Genomic DNA, 21,623 nt, shown 5'->3' on the forward strand with positions numbered 1-21,623 from the left:
ATCCACTCTCCTTAAACTTGCGCATATCTTTCTTTAGGTGGTGATGGGGAAATTCCCAAAAGCAATGTGTTGCTTTTGGGTGCAGCTCTTCTTTGCCTTCTGTGCTGGTGAATTGGGTTGTAGGGTCTCAAGGTGTCAAAGTTTTCAAACCTGCTGTTTGCGCTTTCTATTTTTCTATTTAATTCAACACCTTTGCTTGCCGCGCCGACTGCAGATTCAATTGTTGGAGACACTGTTAACAACCCTGTGACTGGTCTGGATACGACAGTCACTGCACTGATTGTGGATCCCGCTTCAACACCTACAGCCGGGACGACGGCTTTTGTTGAGACGGCGGATGGCTATGTGTTTCTCGTCAAAGATGCCGGCGATACAATTTACAACTCCGACAATCCCCCGCTGGCATTTGAGATTGTATCGATAACGGGAACAACGGCTCAGATCAGTAATTCTGGTGCGACCGGAACGGCCAGCTTGTCCACTCAGCTGACCCTGTCTCAGTACAACAGCAACTTCAACAGTTCGGGTACTCCTGGCTCTGTCACCCCGCCGGTGAACGTCTCCGGACCTAACGGTGTGAGCCAGGTCGTTTACGGGCGAGATGGCAGCAATGGGCGCGATGGTGCGCTTGTTGTGCCACCAAGTTCAGGTGGAAACGGTGCCGATGGCCCAACCCAGACTCAAACCCTGAGCGGGAATGTCAACGCAACCAGCAATGTCGGTTGGCAAGTGGGTAGCGTTGGCGGTGACGGTGGTCAGGGCGGCGACTCGTATCTGAGCTTTTGGGACGGGCGCGATGGCGGCGACGGCGGGGAGGGCGGCACGGTAAACGCAACACAATCCTCCAGCAGCACGATCCAGACATCGGGCGACGGCTATGACGGTATATTTGCGTTCAGCCGCAGCGGCGAGGCTGGTGATGGTGGCAGCGGCTTCGCGGCTCCGGGTGGGGGCACCGGTGGCCACTCGGCAGATGGTGGCGATGTAACCGTTACGCAGCGGGGTGACATTTCTACGTCCGGCGACTCGGCTGATGGCATCTATGCGCTGAGCGTTTCGAACAACGGCGGTAATGGTGGGTCACAATGGGGGCTGGTTGGCTCGTCCGGTAACGGAGGCTATGGCGGTAGCGGTGGCACCGTAACGGTAAACACGACCTCAAGCGGTAGCATCTTGACGACCGGCGACTATGCGAACGGTATTTACGCCCAATCCATCGGCGGTTCGGGGGGGTCAGCGGGGACAAGTGGCAACTTGTTGGTTTCGCTCATTGGCGGGGCCGATAATGGCGGAAATGGAGGCAGGGTTAACGTCTCGCATGGTGGCGCGATTGAAACACAAGGTGATTTCGCGCGCGGTATTGTTGCCCAGTCCATCGGCGGCGGCGGTGGTTCGGGCGGAACTGCAGGCGGCCTGGTATCACTTTCTCTTGGTGGTGTGGGCTCGAACGGCGGTAGCGGGGACGCGGTGAATGTCACTGTGCAAGGTTCGGGAAGCATCCTGACTTCGGGCATTGGGGCTGACGGTGTCATGGCGCAATCCATCGGCGGCAGCGGCGGAACCGGTGCAAATTCATATGGGCTTGTTGCGATTGGTGGCACAGGGTCTCGGGGTGGAACGGGCGCTGCGGTGAGCGTCAGCAACTACGGGCGTATTGTAACCGAAGACGACAACGCCCGCGGGATTATCGCGCAATCCATCGGCGGCGGTGGCGGTGACGGCGGCTCGTCCGGCGGAATGGTCTCGGTCGGTGGCAATGGCAGCGGCGGTGGCAGCGGGTCCACTGTGACGATCGTGAATGACGGGATCATCACCACTTCGGGTGATGATGCGATGGGTATTCTGGCCCAGTCGATTGGTGGCGGTGGCGGCAATGGTGGTTCGTCCGGTTCGGTAGGTGCGTTTGTCGGGGTAGCCATCGGTGGTGATGGCGGGGCCGGAGGGACCGGTGGCAATGTCAACGTAACCTTATCCAACACCGATGGCAGCCAGCCGTCGGCTATCCGGACTTCGGGCGCGCGCTCGGCAGGTGTATTTGCACAATCCGTCGGCGGCGGTGGCGGCAACGGTGGCGGAGCGGTCTCGGTTGCGGTTGGCGCATTTGGCGCGGCATCGGTCTCGGTTGGTGGGTCCGCTGGCAATGGTGGCAACGGTGGGACGGTCACGCTTAGCGGCAGCGGTTCAGCTTCTGTACAAACCGGTGGCGACGACTCGGTTGGGGTGATGCTGCAATCTGTTGGCGGTGGCGGGGGCAATGGTGGCTATGCCGTATCTGTCGCAGCCTCTGGAGGTCCGGTATCGGGTTCGCTGGCTGTTGGGGTTGGCGGTGACGGTGGTACGGGCGGCACGGGTGGTCCGGTCACGGTTGGCCAGTTCGATGGTAGTGGCGTCGCAACAGCAGCTGGGTTTGAAGGCACTGTCGTCACGACCGGAAACCGGTCGACAGGTATGCTGTTTCAGTCCGTCGGCGGTGGTGGTGGCAATGGTGGATTGGCGGTCGCCGCGACCGGTGGCGCCTCGGCACTATTTTCGGGCAACGTATCAGTTGGAATTGGCGGCAAGGCCGGCAGTGCGGGCAATGGTGGACTTGTTCAGGTCTATACCAATGCTGACGTGACCACGACTGGCACAAGCTCCAGCGCGATCATCGCGCAATCCGTGGGTGGCGGTGGCGGTAATGGTGGTGGAAGCATCGCGGCCGGTATCAGCGCAAGCGGAGGCGCTGCGGTCGGGATCAACGTCGGTGTCGGCGGAGATGGTGGTGGTGCCGGTATCGGTGGCAACGTCACTTTGCGTGCCGGTGGGACCTCAATCGAAACCAGTGGCGCATTCTCCAGCGGTGTCGTTGCGCAATCCGTTGGCGGCGGCGGTGGTAATGGTGGTTATGCCATCGGTGCCAGTGCCGATATTGCGGGCGGCGCTGCCGGGTCCATCAGTGTAGGCCTCGGCGGTAAAGCTGGCGGTGGAGGTGCGGGCGGTACAGTGACGGCCCAAGTTGATGCGGATGTCATCACCCGTGGGGATGATGCCGGTGCGGTCGTGGTGCAATCCATCGGCGGTGGCGGTGGCAATGGCGGCTTCAGCGTCGCTGCTGGCTTGGCGGCCGGCGGTGGCGGTGCCGGAACGATTGGAGTCGGACTTGGCGGCGACGGAGGCAGCGGCGGCATAGGCGGTACGGTAACCGGCGTGCGCGTCAACGGCGACGTTCGGACCGAAGGTGCACGCTCGACGGCTGTCGTTATTCAATCCATCGGCGGTGGCGGTGGTAATGGTGGTTTCAATGTCACCGCCGGAGTGGCAGCGGCAGGAGCCGGTGCTGGGTCAATTGGCGTCGGGCTCGGCGGCAACGGCGATACAGGCGGCAATGGCGGCGTGGTTGAAGGCCAGGTTGCAGGAAACGTCACAACAGTGTCCGAAGGTTCAGGCGGCGTAGTTTTCCAATCCATCGGCGGCGGTGGTGGCAATGGTGGCTTCAACGTGACGGCCGGTGTTGCTGGTGCGGGGGCAGGTGGCGGTGCCGTCACCGTAGGCCTTGGTGGCGACGGCTCAGGAGGTGGAATCGGTCAATCGGTGACCGGTCGAGTCACAGGCACCGTAAGCACCGGTGGCGCGGACTCAGCTGCCGTTCTGGCACAGTCCGTTGGCGGCGGCGGTGGCAATGGTGCTTTTAATGTTAGCGCGTCACTTGCAGGGGCTGGGGTTGCGAGCGGTGCAGTTTCAGTTGGTCTTGGCGGCGACGGAGGTACGGGCTCGACGGGTGGCACAGTCAATCTGACGACTACAAATACGATTGTAACTGTCGGGGACCGTTCTTCAGGCGTCGTCGCCCAATCCATCGGCGGTGGTGGCGGCAATGGTGGGTTTAATATCTCGGGGACCGGGGCCGGTGCAGGTACTGCAAGCGGTGCGGTCAGCGTCGGGCTTGGTGGAACGGGCGCAGGTGGCGGTAATGGCGGGTCGGTTACGCTAAGATCCAGTGGGACAATTCTGACGCAAGGCGACTCGGCGACAGCATTCCTCGCGCAGTCCATCGGCGGTGGCGGAGGTAACGGCGGGTTTAACGTCAGCGCATCGGTTCAGGGATCGGGCACTGCAGGGGCTGGCGTCTCGGTCGGATTGGGTGGCAACGGCGGCGGTGGAGGCGATGGCAGCACGGTCGATGCCACATCGAACAATGCGGTTGAAACGCAGGGGGATCAGTCCTCGGGCGTCGTAGCGCAATCCATCGGTGGCGGAGGCGGCAATGGTGGGTTCAACGTAGCCCCGGTTCTGTCGGGTGCAGGTACAGCCAGTGGTGCGGTGAGTGTAGGACTGGGTGGTTCAGGTGATACCGGCGGCAATGGCGGCATTGTCACGCTGACCTCGAATGGCACCATCCTGACGGATGGCTCCGCCTCAAGCGGGTTTGTTGCGCAGTCGCTTGGCGGTGGCGGTGGTAACGGCGGGTTCAATGTCTCGCCCACCGTGTCCGGGGCTGGAACGGGTGCGGGATCGGTTTCGGTTGGTCTGGGCGGCTCAGGGTCCGCCGGGGGTGACGGCAGTTTGGTGACGGCCAGCACAACAGCTAACGTGGTGACCCGAGGGGATGCTTCGGTGGGTATACTCGCGCAGTCCGTTGGTGGCGGCGGTGGTAATGGTGGCTTCAATGTCTCACCGGCTTTGGCTGGGGCCGGCACCGGATCGGGCGCGATCAGCGTTGGCCTGGGTGGGTCCGGTGGCAGTGGCGGCACGGGGGGTGTTGTTGGCCTGACGGTTGCCAATAGTGTTCAAACCGAAGGTGCGCAATCCAGCGCAGTTGTGGCGCAATCAATCGGCGGCGGCGGCGGCAATGGCGGGTTCAACGTTTCTGCTTCCATCGGTGGCGCAGGTACGGGTTCTGGCGCTGCGGCAGTTGGCTTGGGCGGTCGTGGAACTGGCGGCGGTGACGCCTCGGCGGTCACGGCGAATGTAACCGGGAATCTGATCACGCAAGGTGAAACCTCCAGCGGTCTCTTGGCACAATCTGTCGGCGGTGGCGGCGGTAATGGTGGCATGAACGTCTCGGTCGCAGTGGCCGCGGCGGGCACCGGATCAGGTGGCGCGTCAGTAGGCCTTGGCGGCGCGTCCGGCACCGGTGGCAACGGAGGCACAGTTGAAGCCACATTGAACGGCAACGTTTCGACACAAGGCGATGAATCCGGCGGGGTGATCGTGCAGAGCCTTGGCGGCGGTGGTGGCAATGGAGGCATGAATGTTTCCGCCACAGTCACTGTTGCCGGAACCGGCAGCGGCGGTGCGTCTGTCGGTCTTGGCGGCAGCGGTGGCGACGGTGGCGATGCGGATACGGCCGAAGGCACGGTCGTGGGCAATGTCACCACTTCAGGAGACAATTCAGGCGGCGTTTTGGTGCAATCTGCTGCAGGCGGCGGTGGCAATGGTGGGCTGAATGTATCAGCCGCCGTGAACATCTCGGGCACCGGAGGCGGCGCCGTTGGGGTTGGCATCGGTGGCTCGGGTGGCGATGGCGGTGCTGCGAGCGCGGCGACGGGGTCGGTCACCGGCGATGTCACTACAAGTGGTGAGAACGCGGCGGGCGTTCTGGTCCAATCCGTTGGCGGCGGCGGTGGTAATGGCGGCGTCAACATCTCGGGCGCTCTGAGCATCGCACGCACTGGATCGGGTGCGGCAGGTATCGGCGTGGGCGGCTTCGGCGGCAGTGGCGGGACCAGCGGGGTAGTTGACAACACGTTCTCGGGCAATGTGAGCACCTCGGGTCCGCGGTCGGCAGGTATTATCGCACAAAGCCTTGGCGGAGGTGGCGGCAATGGCGCCACAAACATTTCCGGGGCCATTTCTGTAGCCAGCAACTATTCCGGCGGTTTGGGGATCGGCGTCGGCGGCTTTGGCGGGGACGGTGGTGCGGCAGATAACGTCACGCAGCGGGTCACCGGAGATGTCATGACAACCGGTGATGACTCGGTCGGCATTCTGACGCAAAGCCTCGGCGGCGGTGGTGGCAACGGCGGCACCAACATCTCGGCAGCGTTGTCTCTGTCCCGATCAGCCAATGCGGCGGTCGGCATCGGTGTGGGCGGTTTTGGCGGCGGCGGCGCTGATGCCGGAGCTTTGGTGCAATCGACAATCACCGGGGGAGTAACCACAACAGGTGATCGCAGCACCGGGATCCTGACACAGAGCCTTGGCGGCGGTGGTGGCAACGGCGGCACTAATATCTCGGCCTCGTTGGGTATCAGCCAGGAAAATGGCGGCTCGGTCAGTCTGGGCGTTGGCGGCTTCGGTGGCGGGGCGGGTAACGCTGGTGAAGTGAACAGCACATTGCGCTCAAGAACGGACAGCAGTGGCACAACTTCGGTGGTAACCACTGGCGTAGACAGTATTGGTGTCATGGCCCAGTCGGTCGGCGGCGGCGGCGGTAACGGCGGTCTGAACGTTTCTGGCGCTGTCAATCTCACCGGCAAATCCGGTGCAGCGGTTGCCCTGGGACTTGGTGGCTTTGGTGGCGGTGGTGGCAATGCCGATGCGGTCACGTTGGATGTTCAAAGCGATGTAGTGACGGCGGGCGACGGATCGCATGGTCTGTTTGCGCAAAGCCTTGGTGGCGGTGGCGGCACCGGGGGCGTGAATATTTCGGGCACTCTGGCGCTGACTAAACCATCGGGGTCGGACACGATCTTTTCGGTTTCAGCGGGTGTTGGCGGCTTTGGCGGGGCTGGCGGTGACGCAAGTGACGTCGATCTGGACTATACCGGCAATGTGCAGGCCGTTCCGATGGTCGAGCAACCGGATGGAACATTCGCTGTTGATGAAAGCAAAGGAGCCAGTGGCATCATTGCTCAGTCGCTTGGCGGCGGCGGCGGTGACGGCGGCACGAACGTCTCGGGTGGCCTCGCGATCAGCGGCAAACCCGGCGCAGGCCAGACAGATAGCAGCAAATCCTACGCGGTTGTCGTGGGCGTCGGGGGCTTTGGTGGCGGCGGTGGAGACGCCGGAAATGTCGATGTGAACATTGGCGCAGGCAGTACGATCACAGCTCACGGCACTGGCCAATCCGGCCTGCTGGCCCAATCCGTCGGCGGCGGCGGTGGCAACGGTGGTCTGAACGTGTCAGGCGGGATCGTATCCGACAGCTCTCTGATCGTGGGCGTCGGTGGTTTCGCAGGCGATGGCGGCCAGGCCGGAGACGTCACGGTTACCTCGCAAGCGGATATTACGGTTACAACGAACCCGGACGATATATCGATCCCCAACACAACGACGTTCGAAGACAAACTGCGTGATTTCCTGGGCGACTCGATCGTAGATGAGACCGAGGAATTGGCGTCGAACTTCGGGTTGGAACGCCTGTTCATCGACATGGGTGTCTTCAACGAAGAAAAGCCGGATACTGACGGTTCGGCGGGTCTACTGGCGCAGTCCATCGGCGGCGGCGGCGGCAATGGCGGTCTGAATGTCTCGGGTGGAATCGCGCTCAGCAAAGATGGCAAGATCCCTTCGGTTACGTTTGGCGTCGGAGGCTTTGGCGGTGACGGCAATGTCTCGGGCAATGTGGGCGTCAATCACGCGGGAACTGTGTCAGTCGCCGGCAACTGGAAACATGGAGTTTTGGCCCAGTCGATCGCAGGCGGCGGTGGCAACGGTGCTTTGAACGTGACCGGGCAGCTGAACTATGGCGACTCCAACAACTCGGACGGCAAAACGGATCTGAGCATTGTGGGCGGCCTTGGCGGCCACGGAGGTACTGGTGCGGATGCGGGTGACGTGTCGGTCACTCAGACCGGCAACATCGCAACAAATGGCTATCACGCGCGCGGAATCTTTGCCCAGAGCATCGGCGGCGGCGGTGGCACTGGCGGCATCAATGCAACCTTTGTTGGTACTAAGGACAGCTCACCGATCGCGATGGGGATCGGCGGCTTTGGCGGCGGTGGCGGCGATGCGGGTGACGTGACCGTCGCGCGTGGCACAGCGGCCCTTGCTGCGGGGACAATCACGACCGATGGCGTTGGATCGCACGGTATCGAGGCGTCGAGCATTGGCGGCGGCGGCGGCGATGCCGGGATCAACGCAGTTGTGGGTATCAGCAAGACCACCGGCAATCAAAGTAACGGCGGCACCGGCGATTCCACGGATCGCAAGACACCGACCAATACCGGCGTCGATGACTCGGTCATCGCCAACTACAACGCGGTTTTGGATGAGCTTGAAGGCAAGGTGAACCCTGCAGATTCCTCGGGCAACAAAACCGGAGTGTCGGCGGTGGTTGCCATCGGTGGCGATGCAGGTACGGCAGGGGACGGTGGCGAGGTCGATGTTGATCACTATGGTGATATCGTCACCTTGCAAGATGGCAGCCACGGTGTGTTTGGGCAATCCATCGGCGGTGGCGGCGGCAACGCCGCCTTGAACCTCGGCATGACCTATGAGCTTGCCTCCGACGCGACCAACAAAGGCTTTGGCTTGGCTATTGGCGGCGGCACGGGTGAGGGCGGCATCGGTGGTTCGGTGGATGTGCGCAATACAGGCGACATCGCGACCTCGGGCGCAGATTCCCATGGTCTGTTTGCGCAGTCAGTTGGCGGCGGCGGCGGCAATGCTGGCTACAATTCGGCATCGACGTCGGTTGATGGCGGCAATGTAAACATCCAGATCGGCCGCACGGGTGGAACCGGGGGCAGCGGCGGGGACGTCTATGCCAGCTCGAACGGCGCGATCAGCACGACGGGCAACCGGTCTTATGGCTTCTTTGCACAGTCCATCGGCAATGGCGGGGGTAACTCGTCATCAACTTCGGTCAGCATCGGCACCCCGAAATCCGGCGACAGCAAAGGCAACAAAGCCAACCTGTCAGTCGGGCTTGAAGGCGGTACGGGTGGTGCAGCAGGCGATGTGACATCTGTGGTGGCGGGCACTGTTGTCACGCAGGGCGATGACGCACATGGCGTATTTGCCCAGTCCGTTGGCGGCGGCGGCGGCAATGGTGGCAAGGCCAGCAACTCGGCTGGCAAGGGCACTTCAATTGCCTTGTCCATCGGTGGTACCGGCGGCACCGGAGGCGTTGGTGGCACGGTGGACGTGACCAACACTGCCCAGATCGCAACGTTAGGAGATCGCTCGATTGGGCTGATGGCGCAATCCATCGGTGGCGCAGGCGGAACTGGCGGCATGGTACAGGCCGGACAATCGAACCTCGATACCATCAAAGCTGTGGTCAACCCGTCCACAGTCGGCACCACAGCATCGATCAACATAGGCGGTACCGGTGGGGACGGTATGACCTCGGACATCGTGACCGTAGTGAGCGACGGAATAATCAGCACAGCAGGCACCATGGCCCATGGTATCTTTGCGCAGTCCGTCGGAGGCGGCGGCGGCATGGGTGGTATCGTGGAAAACCGCATCATCAGCCTGCGTAAAGAGATTGGAAACACCGCGACCTTGTCCATCGGCGGCAACGGCGGCTCGGGTGCGATGTCGGCGGCGGTATCTGTGACCAACCGGGACGTGATCCTGACCACGGGCGACAAGTCGGTTGGTATCTACGCGCAATCGGTCGGCGGTGGCGGCGGTGATGCACAGCAGGTTCGAAACATTATTCTGGGCCGGTCCTCGGACGGGTCTACGACAAACGCGATCCTTATTGGTGGCACCGGCGGCACCGGTGGTTCTGGCAGTACAACCACTGTTGTGAACGAAGCCGATGGTACGATCGTGACCAGCGGAGCCGAAAGCCACGGTATCTTCGCGCAGTCTGTCGGCGGTGGCGGCGGCAATGGCGGATCGACAATCTCGGTTGATGGTCGCTATGGCGGGGCCGAGGCGAGCACTCGGCGGGCGTTGCAGTTTGGCCTGGGTGGCTCGGGTGGTTCCGGTGGAACCGGAGGCAACGTGGCCGTCACAAATGCGGGTACGATCATCACCATTGGTGCAGGTGCGCATGGCATCTTTGCTCAATCCGTTGGTGGCGGCGGCGGCAATGGTGGGAGTTCGATTACTGGGACGCTGCGGCTGAAGACGGGGGACAACAGCTCTCCGACCGCGCAGTTGAACATCGGTGGTTCGGGTGGCAGTGGCAATGCTGCCGGAAACTCGGTTGTCACCAATACCGGCGACATCCGCGTTGATGGCGAAGGTGCCTACGGTATCTTCGCACAATCCGTTGGTGGCGGTGGTGGCAATGGTGGATTGGCCGTTGCGATGGATGTGAATGACCTCAAAAACACAATGACCGGCAAGTCATACTCGAAGATCGCCATTGGCGGTTCTGGTGGCGACGGGGCGGATGGTGGAGATGTCACGGTCAACCATACCGGTACGATTGTCGTGAACGCTGAAAACGGGTTCGGTATCTATGCCCAATCCGTTGGTGGCGGCGGCGGTAATGCGGGATATTCGGTATCGTCGCCCTTGGTCTCGGCGCTGGATTACACGATCTCTCATGTGTTGGGCGCGCGAGAAGGGACTACCGGATCGGTGGGAACCGCGACTGTCAATTCAACCGGTGACATTCTGGTGAATGGTGCTGGTAGCGAGGCCATCTTCGCACAATCCGTTAACGGCGGCGGCGGCAACTCCGAAACATCGGTCGACTTTACGACTGCGACGGCAAGCGCGGGTGGAACCGGCACTGTTTATATCAGTGACATCTCGCTGGGCGGTGATGATGTTTCGGGCACGGCGGGCAGCCAGGTTGCCCAGTCGCACGTCGGTAACATAGCGACCACCAGCGACCGCTCGACAGGTCTGATGCTGCAGAGTGTTGGCGGCGGTGGTGGCACATCGGCCAACAACATCAGCCTTCAGGATGGCGACGGTATCGAGATTGATGCGCGTCTGGGCGCGATTGATACGAATGATGCAGCAGGTGGCGATGTGTTCGGCAGCCGGACGGGCGATGTCGGCACAGATGGTGCGTTTTCCTCGGCAGGTACGGCGCAATCTATTGGCGGCGGCGGCGGTAAGCTGGTGCTCAACAGCACGGGCACGGCTGATACCAATAGGTTTGCTTCGGTAATCCTGGGGTCCGATCCAAGCTTCCGCAACAACGGCGGTGATATCGATCTTGATCTGAATGGAGATGTCTTCACTAGCGGTGACCGGTCCTTTGGCCAAAGCGTTCAAAGCATCGGCGCGGGCGGTGGTGAAGCTGTCGTTGCTGGTCTTGGAGGCGTCGATGTGACCCTCGGGGCGCAGGACGATTCAACTGGAGATGGCGGCAACGTCGATTTCACCAATACCGGTGACGTAAACACAAGTGGTACCGGATCGCATGCGTTCGTGATCCAGAGCATCGGTGGCGGCGGTGGTCTTGTCACGACAGACCTGGACCCCAGCCAGGTGACCGTAAATCTGTCAGCTGCAAATGGCGGGGACGGCGGGGACATTCTGTTCTCGCAAACTGGTAACACGGTCACCAGCGGAGAGAACGCGATCGGTGTCGCCGCGCAGTCGTTGGGTGGTGGTGGCGGCATCGTCGATTCCATATTCCGGGGTGCCGCAGGTGGCGCCGGGTCGGGCGGTGCTATCGACATGACCCTGACCGGCAATGTCTTGTCGGTCGGCGACGGTGGCATTGGCGTCTTTGCACAATCCGAAGGCCGTGACGGTGCAGACGCCATTATGCTTGGGTTCGATGGTGTTGTCATGGGCGGCACCGGGCAAGCGAACTCGGTTGCCTCGATCATTGTCGAAGGAGGTACCGACAACACGCTGACCCTATCAGAAGACGCGGTGCTGATCGCGGGCAATAACCAACTGGTGAACGGCGGCGATGGCAATGAACAAATCACGCTGTCCGGACGCGCGCTTGGGAACCTGAACCTTGGTTACGGGACGAATGGCCTGACCGTGGAAGATGGTGCAACCTTCTATGCATTGGATACCGTGAATCTGGGCGACGCCGGGCTCATGCAGGTGGATGGCAACTTGGTTCTGGGCGCAAATTGGGGCGTCGACGGAGGCCTGACGGCTGCTGTTCAAGCGGATGATTTTTCCTTCACCGAAAATGTCAGCCAGACCACGAACGTGACCGGAAGTCTGGCCTTTGGCGGCACTGCGACTTCAACGTTCGACGTGTATTTCCGAACCACTGGCATATCGGGTGGAGACAGCGATCTGATCAATGTCACCGGGGATGCCACCATTGGTGGTACATTGGTGCCGCGGTTGAACACGCTCGAACGCGCATTGCCGCTTGTCATCATCAATCCCGATGGAACGGCCGCAGATGCTGGCACGACCATCCAGGACACTGTGGTTCTTGATTACTCCATTGGTTTGAGCGGGGCGACGTCGGACGGCAGTTCGATCGATCTGGTGATCACACCAGACTATTCGACGCCTAGGATGAACTCCAACCAGACCGCGATCGGTGACTATATCAATGATGTCCTGAACGGGCGGGGAACGTCCGACCAGGGCGAGCTTTTGGCGCTGATCGGGAACATGCAGTCCGAGGCCGATGTGATCGCGGCCATTGAGAGCTTGTCGACAGCGGACTACGCCGCAGATGCGGTGGATGCGTATTTTGGCACGCGGGTATTCGCGGATACGCTGCAAAACTGCGAACGCTACACCAATTATCAAGCCGGGGATGATCCGCGTAACTGTATCTGGTTTACCGGCGGCCGCTATTTCTTCGACCGCGAGCAGACCGGGATTTACAACGATCTGAACGTTAATAACACCAATTGGTCGGCGGGTGTCCGTCTGCCGGTGGGGGATGAGTTGTATGCAGGGTTTGCCCTGGGCTACGACCAGATCAGCCTGCAGAACGGATCGCAATACAATGCATCTGGCGATCGGTTCAATCTGGGTGCATCGCTGACCAAATACACAGGCGCGTGGGAGTTTGCGGCCATGCTGTCGGCAGGTTGGTCAAACTACGATACAAGCCGTGCAGGTGGGATCCGGGGCGTTTTGCCCAATGGCACAATTGTGGACACCGTTGGTGTCAGCGAGATCAAGCACAAGATGAACCACCAGAACCTGCGGCTCAGCCTGGCGTATGATCAAAGACTTGGCGCTGGTGGAGCGTACCTGCGCCCCGAACTGGCCATCGATGCGACGCGGTTGGCGACGGAAAGCAATGGCGATGCCACTTTGTCAGGTATCGTCTTGCAGGACGACAACGAGATGATCTATTCGCTGACGCCGTCGATTGAGATCGGGACCGAGCAGATCCTGAGCGCCTCGCAGAAACTGCGTGCGAGCCTGCGCGCCGGTGCCATCCTCTCGTCTGACGACACGGTGTCGGTAACCGCTGGCTTCAGTGGGGCCAGCGCCGCCGACGGAGGGTTCGTGAATACCAGCTATATCGGTGACGCCCACGGCGTCGTGTCCGCGCGGTTGGGATTGTTTGCTTTGGATGACAGCAGCTTTATCAACCTGAGCCTGGACCATATGTTTGGAGACTCAACCGAAGCCCTGCAGGTTGGCATTGGCCTTGGGATACAATTCTAGTTTATGAGGAACAGCAGTATGAAAACTTGGATCTACGCTTTGGTGGCGTCGTTCGGTTTGACAACTCAACTTGGCGCACAGGAAAACGAAGCGCCATTGTGGTCGGTCAACTGCAGCAATCAGGTCAACGGAACTGAATTGATTTGTGAAATGACCCAGACCATTATCTTAACCGAGAACAATCAAAGGCTTGCCTCGATTGCGTTCGTCAAACCTGCCGGCAGAGACGAGATCGAAGCGGTGCTGACACTGCCATTTGGCCTGCTGTTCTCTGAAGGGCTGATTGCTAAAGTGGATGATGCCGAGATCGCGCGGCTGGATTTTCTAACCTGCGAAGCACAGGGTTGTTTTGCCCGTTCTCCTGTTTCTCAGGACTGGATGTCAAAGATGCGCGCTGGCAATCTGTTGAGTATTGAAAGCGTAAACCGGGTCGGCGATCCGATTTCCTTTGGTTTCGATCTGGCGGGATTTAGCAGAATATCCGATATGCTGCCGTGATTGCCTGGCCTTCCTTCTAGAAGGCCGCACAGGCCTTCTTGGTTAGCAACGCGTAGAAGGGTCTGACCAGAGCGTTCATTTTGTGATTGCACTCGCAACGAGCGGAGGCTGCGGCGTAGGGCTATGTGATGGCTTTGGATTTCCGAGATGCGAGCGTTCGCGCCGACTAGTTCTCAGAGACACTCCCGGTCGGCGATGTCGAGGGTGCGGTCCAGAATCGCCAGCCCTGTAATCAGGTCGTCTTCACTGATGTTGAGCGGTGGGGTCAGGCGGATCACGTTCGAGAAGAATGACAGGTAGAGGCCTTCGTTCATCGCAAAGCTCATCATCTCGCTCATGGGTCTGGCGTCTTCGCCTTTGGCGGCAAATGGCACCAGCGGTTCGCGAGTGTCGCGGTTCTTGACCAGTTCGATGCCGTTGAACATGCCCTTGCCGCGAATATCCCCGATCGAGGGGTGTTTCTTTGCCAGCTTGCGCAGCTCTGCGCGCATCTTTTCACCCATCGCAGTGGCATGGTCCAGCGTGCCTTCTTCCTGCATGGCACGGATCGCGGCGACGCCTGAGGCGCAGGCAAGGGGATGGCCAGCATAGGTCAGACCCCCGGGTAGCGGGGTGTCGCGCAGCCAATCATGCAATTCGGTACTGACGGACATTGTGCCAAGCGGGACGTAGCCCGAGTTAATGCCTTTGGCCGAGGTGATGATGTCCGGTTGAACACCCCAGTGATCCACAGCGAACCATTTCCCGGTCCGGCCAAACCCGGCCATGACCTCATCCGCGATCAGTAGGATGCCATATTTCTCGCAGGTTGCCTTAATAGATTGCAGATATCCGTTGGGTGGCACGATGATCCCGTTTGTGCCGACAATAGGTTCCAGAATGACAGCGGCCACGGTGTTGGGGTTTTCATACATCAGGATTTCTTCCAGATGCGGCCCGCCTTGGGCGACCGGGCACTGGGCCGGGTCTTTGTGGCCTGTTGGTAACCGATAGACGTAAGGATCAAGCATCCGCACGATGCCCGGCATATCGGCGCGGGTCAGATGGTGGCGCGGGTCGCCAGTCAGCGATAGCGTGCCACCGGTTGCCCCGTGGTAGGAACGGTAGCGGGCAATGATTTTTGTCCGACCGGTGTAATGCCGCGCCAAACGGATCGCGGTTTCATTGGCGGCGGACCCTCCTGTTGTAAAAAAGGTTGATGAGATGTTGGCAGGTGTGATCTCGGTCATGATTGCCGCGAGTTCTGATCGAACATCCGAGCCCATGGCCGGGCCGATATAACAAAGCTTGTCCGCCTGATCCTTAATCGCTTGTACGATCTTGGGGTGCTGATGACCCATATTGGCGTTCACCAGCTGGCTTTGAAAATCGAGGTAGCGTTTGCCGTCGCTGTCCCAGAACCAACTGCCCTGAGCACCTGTTATGACGCGCGGGCGGCTGCCCTGCTTTGACCAGCTTTGCAGGTAATGGTCCGCATGCATGTCTTTGACCCACTCGGGATCGTGTGAGGGGTAGGCGTTGCTGAAGTCTTCCATGACAGGCCTCTTGGCGTGCGGGGTTGGGATTAATCGATGATGGTTACTGGCTGGCCCAAAGCGTCTGCATCAGGCGTGACGCCAAGGCCGGGGCCTTCGGGTGGGGCGATGCGACCGTTCCGGCGGCTAGGTGCATTCGGATCGAGACGCGGTTTGACATAGTGGGACAGATCGCATGTATTCATGATGCCGTGCGCTGGGGTTGAGGCCGCAAGATGCAGCGAGGCGGCCGTCGTAACATCGCTGCCCCAAGTATCCTCGATGCACATCTGCGTGCCTAGTGAAAGGCAGAGATCGCGGATTTGGCGCATTGCCGAAAGGCCGCCCATCTTCGACAGTTTCAGCGCAGCAGCATCCATGCAGCCAGCGCGGTGTCCTGCCAGAACCGAATGAATGTCACAGGCGCTTTCGTCCAGCTTCATCGGCAGACCAGTCGCGGCGCGGACATGGGCGCATTCCTCGATCGTGGCGCAAGGTTGTTCCAGCATTATGTCCAGATGCGAGACAGCGCGGCCAACTCGTGTGGCGGTCAGCGTATCTGACCCGCAATTCCAGTCTCCATAAACCAACGGGCCATCACCAACAGCCTCGCGCACTTGAATCAAACGAGCAACGTCGGCTTCCCAGTTGTTATCTGCACCCAGCTTCACCTGAAACTGTCGCATGCCCTGATCAAAGGCATTGCGCGCCATGCGCGCCATTTCTTCCGGTGCGATACAGGTGATTGAATGATACAGTGGCATATCGGCAACGGCGCGCCCACCGAGCAAAGCATATAGCGGTAGTCCCGCTGCCTGTGCGGTCAGATCCCAAAGCGCTGTATCAATGGCTGACTTGGCGTAGCCATGCCCGATCAGATGCTTATTAAGGCGCTCCATCAGCGCTTCGGGACCAACCGGGTTAGCGCCGATGAGAACGGGTGCCATCTCTTCAAGCGCTGGAACCACGCCCGTGGCATAGGCGGGTAAATAATGCGGGATCGGACAAACCTCTCCCCAGCCCGATGCGCCGGTGCCGGTATCCAGGCGGACGACCACTGAAACCGTCGTATCGCAGGTCTTGCCCTCGGCCATGTAATAGGTGTCATGCGAGGTCAGCGGGACTTCCCAGGCGGTGATGCGGGTTATCTTCATCAGGCGGTTTCCATCAGGCGCAGGATTCGTAGGTTGCGACAGGTGGGCCAAGGCTGTCAAAGTCCGGCGTCACCCCAAGCCCCGGAGTATCTGTGGCATAGAGTTTACCGTCCCTTACTGTGGGGCCGCCAATCCCGGTGTTACGGGTGTTGTAGTTCATCAGATCGGTTGAATTGATCAGCATCTCTTGGGGTGTTGAGGCCGCAAAATGGCCGACCGCAGCGGTGGTGATCTGCCCGCCCCATGTGTCCTCGGAGACAACCGGAATACCGTGATCAATCAGGAAATCACGCACCCGGCGGGCTTTGGACAGCCCACCAAGGTTTGAAATCTTCAGACAGCAAATTTCGGCACCCCGATCGTTTACAATACGCCGGGCCATGTCGATCCCGGTCACACATTCATCCAGCTTCATCGGTTGCTCGGCTACGCGGCGCACCTGCTGGCATTCGTCATAGCTGTGGCAGGGTTGTTCAAGGATAAAGTCCAGATCTCGGGTTGCCCGGGCCACACGGATGGCGTTGTCAACGCGCCAACCCTGATTGGCGTCTGCCATCGCCTTTTCACCGGGTTTCAGCAGGGGCACGCCTTCGCGGATACGGTCGATATCGGTCACCCAGTCGCCACCTACCTTGATCTGGAACTGCCGGTATCCCGCTGCGCGGTGCTGCTCCATCTCGGCGATGGTTTCTTCCAAGACAGGCCTTTGCGGCACAACCCGGTACATCGGCGCACCATCGGTGAGTTTGCCGCCCATCAGCATCCAAACAGGTTGTCCGGTGGACCGTCCCAGAATATCCCAACACGCTGCATCAAAGGGCGCTTTGGCGTAGCCGTGACCTTGGACCGTGCCATCCATCAACCGTTCGATCTTGGACAGCTGGCGGGGATCTTCCCCCAGAAAGCGCGGGGCGACGAGGCGGGCAAAGGCCTCGACGCCTTCGGAATGGGCGATCATGTAGTTCTCGCCGCATGGGGCAAACTCGCCGCAGCCCTGTAGACCCGCATCCGTGTCGATCAACACTACCGAAGACATCGACGTTGTGATCGCGTTGCCCGCGCCCCAGCCGTATGATCCGCCGACATAGGGCAGGGGAGTTTTGAACACACGGATACGGGTTATCTTCATGGCGTCACCATAGGGCTTCCGCGATGGCCGATGCTCTGGTTTTCAGATCACGCCAGTTCATGAACTGCGTCCGTGCGTGGGCGTTCGGATTTCGGATCATAGGCTGCTTCGCCGAGGACACGCCCTTTGCGGGGTACACCAGCGATAACTACTTCGATCTCTGTGCCCGGAACATTCACGTGTGGCTTGACGTAAGCAAAGGCGAGGATTTTGCCGACGCTGTGGCCATAGGCGACCGAGGCTGTTGCACCGACAACCTCGCCGTTGATCCGAATAGCCTCGCCCCCATGACCATCTTCGACCCCATCCGGTTCGATCTCCAAATAGGCGCAAATCCAAGGCATCTCGCCCGCCTCAGACTGAGCGGCGCTGGCGCGCGTTGCTTCGACACCCAGATACTCTTTGTCCAGCTTGAAGAACCGGCTGACATTGGCCTCTGGCAGCGTGACCTCGTTGGTCAGTTCTCCAGCACCGGGGAATGCTTTTTCCATGCGCAGGCTGTTCATCGCAAACGAGCCGTAGTTTTCGATGCCAAATTCCTCGCCGGCAGCCCACAGTGCGTTGTAGACGTCAACGCAGGCTTCATCCGGCATGTGGAATTCCCAACCCAACTCGCCCGCATAGGACATGCGAAAGGCCCAGACCTTGTGCCCCGCGATGGTGATTTCCTGAGCCGACAGCCAGCGGAACCCGGCGTTGGACAGGTCCGCGTCGGTGCATCTGGCCAGCACCTCGCGGGAATTTGGCCCGTTCAGGGACAAAGCCGACCAATCTTCGGAGAGCGTTTTGACAAAGACTGTCTCTCCCGTGAGGTTCTGGTTCAAGTGATCGACAAGGCGTTGTTCAAAGAAGGCGGCACATACAAGGTAAAAGCGATCTTCGACCATGCGAACGATAGTCGTCTCAAGCTCAATCCGGCCCCGACGGTTCAGAAAATGGGTCAGCGTGATCGAGCCGTCTTTCTGCGGCATCCTGTTGGCAGTCAGGCGGTCAAGATAGGCGTAGGCATCCGGGCCTGAGACCTCGACCTTGGTGAATGCGGTCACGTCCATGATGCCGACCCGCTCGCGTACGGCCTGGCATTCCAGCGCCACCATGTCGAAAACCTCGTTGCGGCGGAACGAATAGTGGTCACGCTGTTCAACACCATTGCGCGCGAACCATCGCGGGCGTTCGTGGCCGAAAACCTCTTCATAGACCGCGCCCTTTTCCTTGAGGATTTCAAAAAGCGGCGAGGGTTTGATCGGACGCCCTTCAAGACGATTGAAATGCGGAAAGGGGATCTCGTGCCGTAACTTGTAATCCTCATGCGCCTTGATGACCTGCCAGTCTTTCTTGGCATAGCTGCCAAAGCGGCGCGGATCATAGTCACGCATGTTGATATCGGCAGCACCGTGTACCATCCATTTTGCTAGTTCACGGGTCAGACCAGGCCCCCAACCGATGCCGATCTGCGTGCCACAGGAACACCAGTAATTCTTGACGCCCGGCGCGGGGCCGACCATCGGGTTGCCATCTGGCGGGTGGCTGATTGCACCATGGACTTCGCGGGTGATGCCCAGTTCAGAAAAGATCGGCATCCGTTCTAATGAGTTTTCCAGCCATGGCATGACACGGTCATAATCCGCCTCGAACAGCCAGTTTTCGTATTCCCAAGGGCATTCATCGTGCCAGACAGAGTTTGCGTTCTCTTTTTCGTAGATCCCGATCAGGCCCTTCTTCTGTTCCATGCGGATATAGCCCGAGACCATCTTGTCATCGCGGATCACCGGCAGCTCGGTCTTCAGGTCTTTGAATTCAGGCACATCTTCAGTGACAAAATAATGATGGGTCATCGAGGTCATGGGTAATTGCAGGTTCGACCATTCGCCCATCTGACGGGCATAGGTGCCGCCTGCATTAACGACGTGTTCGCAGGTGATGGTGCCTTGTTCGGTTTCCACCACCCATTCACCTGCATCGTTCTGGGTGATGTTGGTCGCGCGACAGTGGCGGAAAATCTTCACACCTTTCTGACGGGCCCCAGCTGCCATCGCCATAGTCACGTTGGAAGGATCAACGTGACCGTCATCTGGCGTGTAAAGCGCGCCAATGACACCGTCGAGGTTATAGTAGGGGTGCTTTTCAGCTATAAAATCAGGCCCTACCAACTCGATGTTGAATCCCAGCGCTCGGCCAACTGATAATGTGTGGCGCAGCCAGTCCATCTCATCCTCGGTATAGGCCAGACGGAATGAACCGCAGCCATGCCATGTAACCGCCTGACCGGTTTCTTCCTCAAGTGTCTTGGAATAAAGGCCAATGTTATAGTCGACCAATTTGCCCAGCCCGTAGGAACTGGTGGAGTGAGTAATCTGACCAGCGGCATGCCAGGTGGAGCCCGAAGTTAACTCGGCCTTTTCCAACAGCACCGTGTCTTCGCCCCAACCTTCATGGCCCAGGTGATACGCCAGTCCGCAACCCATGACGCCACCGCCGACAATGACGACCTTTGCGCGTGCAGGCAGTTCCTTTTTAGACATCGCAACTTCCTGTTTCCGAGACATGGAATTCTGTGGACTTCCTATTGCTACATATGTACCACTGTCAATTAAAAATGGCACAAATGTACATACCGAGGTAAGCAATGTGCGGTACAGATGTTTCAAGTGGTATTCTGACGCGTACGGATGTTACGAATCCTGACGCGATCTTTTTGACTGAAACACCAGCCCGGCTTGTATCAGGAGAAAAAATATGACTGTCCTGCCAACCCACTCGCTCGAGGCCCGGTACTATACGGATCCTGACATATTCGACAAAGAGATGAACGGCCTGTTGTGCAGAACTTGGCAATACGCTGGTCATGCGGCAGATATCCCAAATGTAGGCGATTACTTTGCGTTCGAAATCGCTGGTCAGAACCTTTTTGCCATTCGCGGACGCGACAATCTTGTCAGGACTTTCTACAACGTGTGCCAGCATCGTGCGCATGAAATGGTGACCGGAACCGGAAATACCCGTGTAGTGGTCTGTCCCTATCATCAGTGGACCTATGAGCTGACTGGCGGCCTGCGGTCTGGACCGAACATCAAGAAAGTTCCCGGTTTTGATCGCGCGAAAATCTGTCTGACCGAAGTACGGACCGAAGACTTCCTCGGGTTCATCTTTGTCAATTTGGACGATAACGCGGCAACGATGGACGAATGGTATCCCGGCGTCCGGGACGAGTTGTCTGAGTTCGTGCCGAACACTAACGCTCTGGCCCCCTTAGAGTGGGTGGAAATTCCCGAAAACTGCAATTGGAAGGTTTCGATCGAGAATTACTCGGAATGCTATCACTGCCCAACTAATCACCCGACCTTTGCCGAAGGCGTGATCAAACCGGAAACCTATGACATTCAGCCCGATGTGTCGGGAGGTTACGTGCTGCGTCACACGACCGAGTGCCAAAGCCTCGAAAAGATGACCTATCCGATTGATCTGGAAAGCAACAAGCACGCGGGCGACTATCAAAGCTGGTTCCTGTGGCCGATGTTCTCGTTCCAATGCTATCCGGGAAATGTTCTGAACACCTATCATTGGCGGGCAAATACAGTGGACAGCTGTACCGTCTGGCGCGGGTGGTACACAGAAGGCGGTCATGAAAGCGACGTGATCCGTGGCCTTGCCACTCAGGATCGCGAAACGACTGTGGCCGAGGATATTCGGTTAGTGGAATCCGTTCACCGCGGCCTGAAATCCAAAGGGTACAAACCGGGACCGCTGGTGCTTGATCCGGCCTGTGGCGTCATGAGCGAGCATTCCGTTGCGAAGCTTCAACAATGGATGCGCGAGGCGATTGAATAACGTTACGTGCTGTGGATGGGCCAGATAAGACATCACCGAAGC

Annotated in this window: 7 protein-coding genes; 3 read left to right on the forward strand and 4 right to left on the reverse strand. The window is 59.4% G+C overall.

Annotated features, from left to right (window positions below; genetic code table 11):
- Window positions 1-132: 132 nt before the first annotated feature.
- Both AC1DFB_RS20700 and AC1DFB_RS20705 read left to right on the forward strand, forming a co-directional pair.
- On the forward strand, window positions 133-13,458 hold the full coding sequence (locus AC1DFB_RS20700; RefSeq protein ID WP_480922729.1) for a hypothetical protein: 13,326 nt from the start codon (window positions 133-135) through the stop codon (window positions 13,456-13,458).
- An 18-nt stretch (window positions 13,459-13,476) separates the two neighbouring features.
- Entirely contained in the window at window positions 13,477-13,956 is a 480-nt protein-coding gene (locus tag AC1DFB_RS20705; protein ID WP_170407630.1) for an invasion associated locus B family protein, read from the forward strand.
- A gap of 173 nt (window positions 13,957-14,129) precedes the next feature.
- Here the strand turns inward: AC1DFB_RS20705 and AC1DFB_RS20710 are convergent, their stop codons facing one another.
- From AC1DFB_RS20710 to AC1DFB_RS20725, 4 genes are read right to left on the reverse strand one after another with little or no spacing between them, the layout of a single operon-like run.
- The gene (locus AC1DFB_RS20710; RefSeq protein ID WP_480760872.1) at window positions 14,130-15,491 is read right to left on the reverse strand and encodes an aminotransferase class III-fold pyridoxal phosphate-dependent enzyme; all 1,362 of its coding nucleotides are present in this window, start codon (window positions 15,489-15,491) and stop codon (window positions 14,130-14,132) included.
- A gap of 29 nt (window positions 15,492-15,520) precedes the next feature.
- The gene (locus AC1DFB_RS20715; RefSeq protein WP_170407633.1) at window positions 15,521-16,624 is read right to left on the reverse strand and encodes a mandelate racemase/muconate lactonizing enzyme family protein; all 1,104 of its coding nucleotides are present in this window, start codon (window positions 16,622-16,624) and stop codon (window positions 15,521-15,523) included.
- Between the two features lie 13 nt (window positions 16,625-16,637).
- Window positions 16,638-17,753, reverse strand: coding sequence for a mandelate racemase/muconate lactonizing enzyme family protein (locus AC1DFB_RS20720; protein WP_480922730.1), 1,116 nt, complete (start codon window positions 17,751-17,753; stop codon window positions 16,638-16,640).
- A 47-nt stretch (window positions 17,754-17,800) separates the two neighbouring features.
- Entirely contained in the window at window positions 17,801-20,275 is a 2,475-nt protein-coding gene (locus AC1DFB_RS20725; RefSeq protein WP_480922731.1) for an FAD-dependent oxidoreductase, read from the reverse strand.
- 214 nt (window positions 20,276-20,489) lie between these two features.
- Between AC1DFB_RS20725 and AC1DFB_RS20730 the strand changes: the two genes are divergently transcribed.
- On the forward strand, window positions 20,490-21,581 hold the full coding sequence (locus AC1DFB_RS20730) for an aromatic ring-hydroxylating oxygenase subunit alpha (protein ID WP_170394282.1): 1,092 nt from the start codon (window positions 20,490-20,492) through the stop codon (window positions 21,579-21,581).
- Window positions 21,582-21,623: the final 42 nt, after the last annotated feature.

The sequence above is a fragment of the Ruegeria sp. S84 genome, assembly GCF_056583445.1.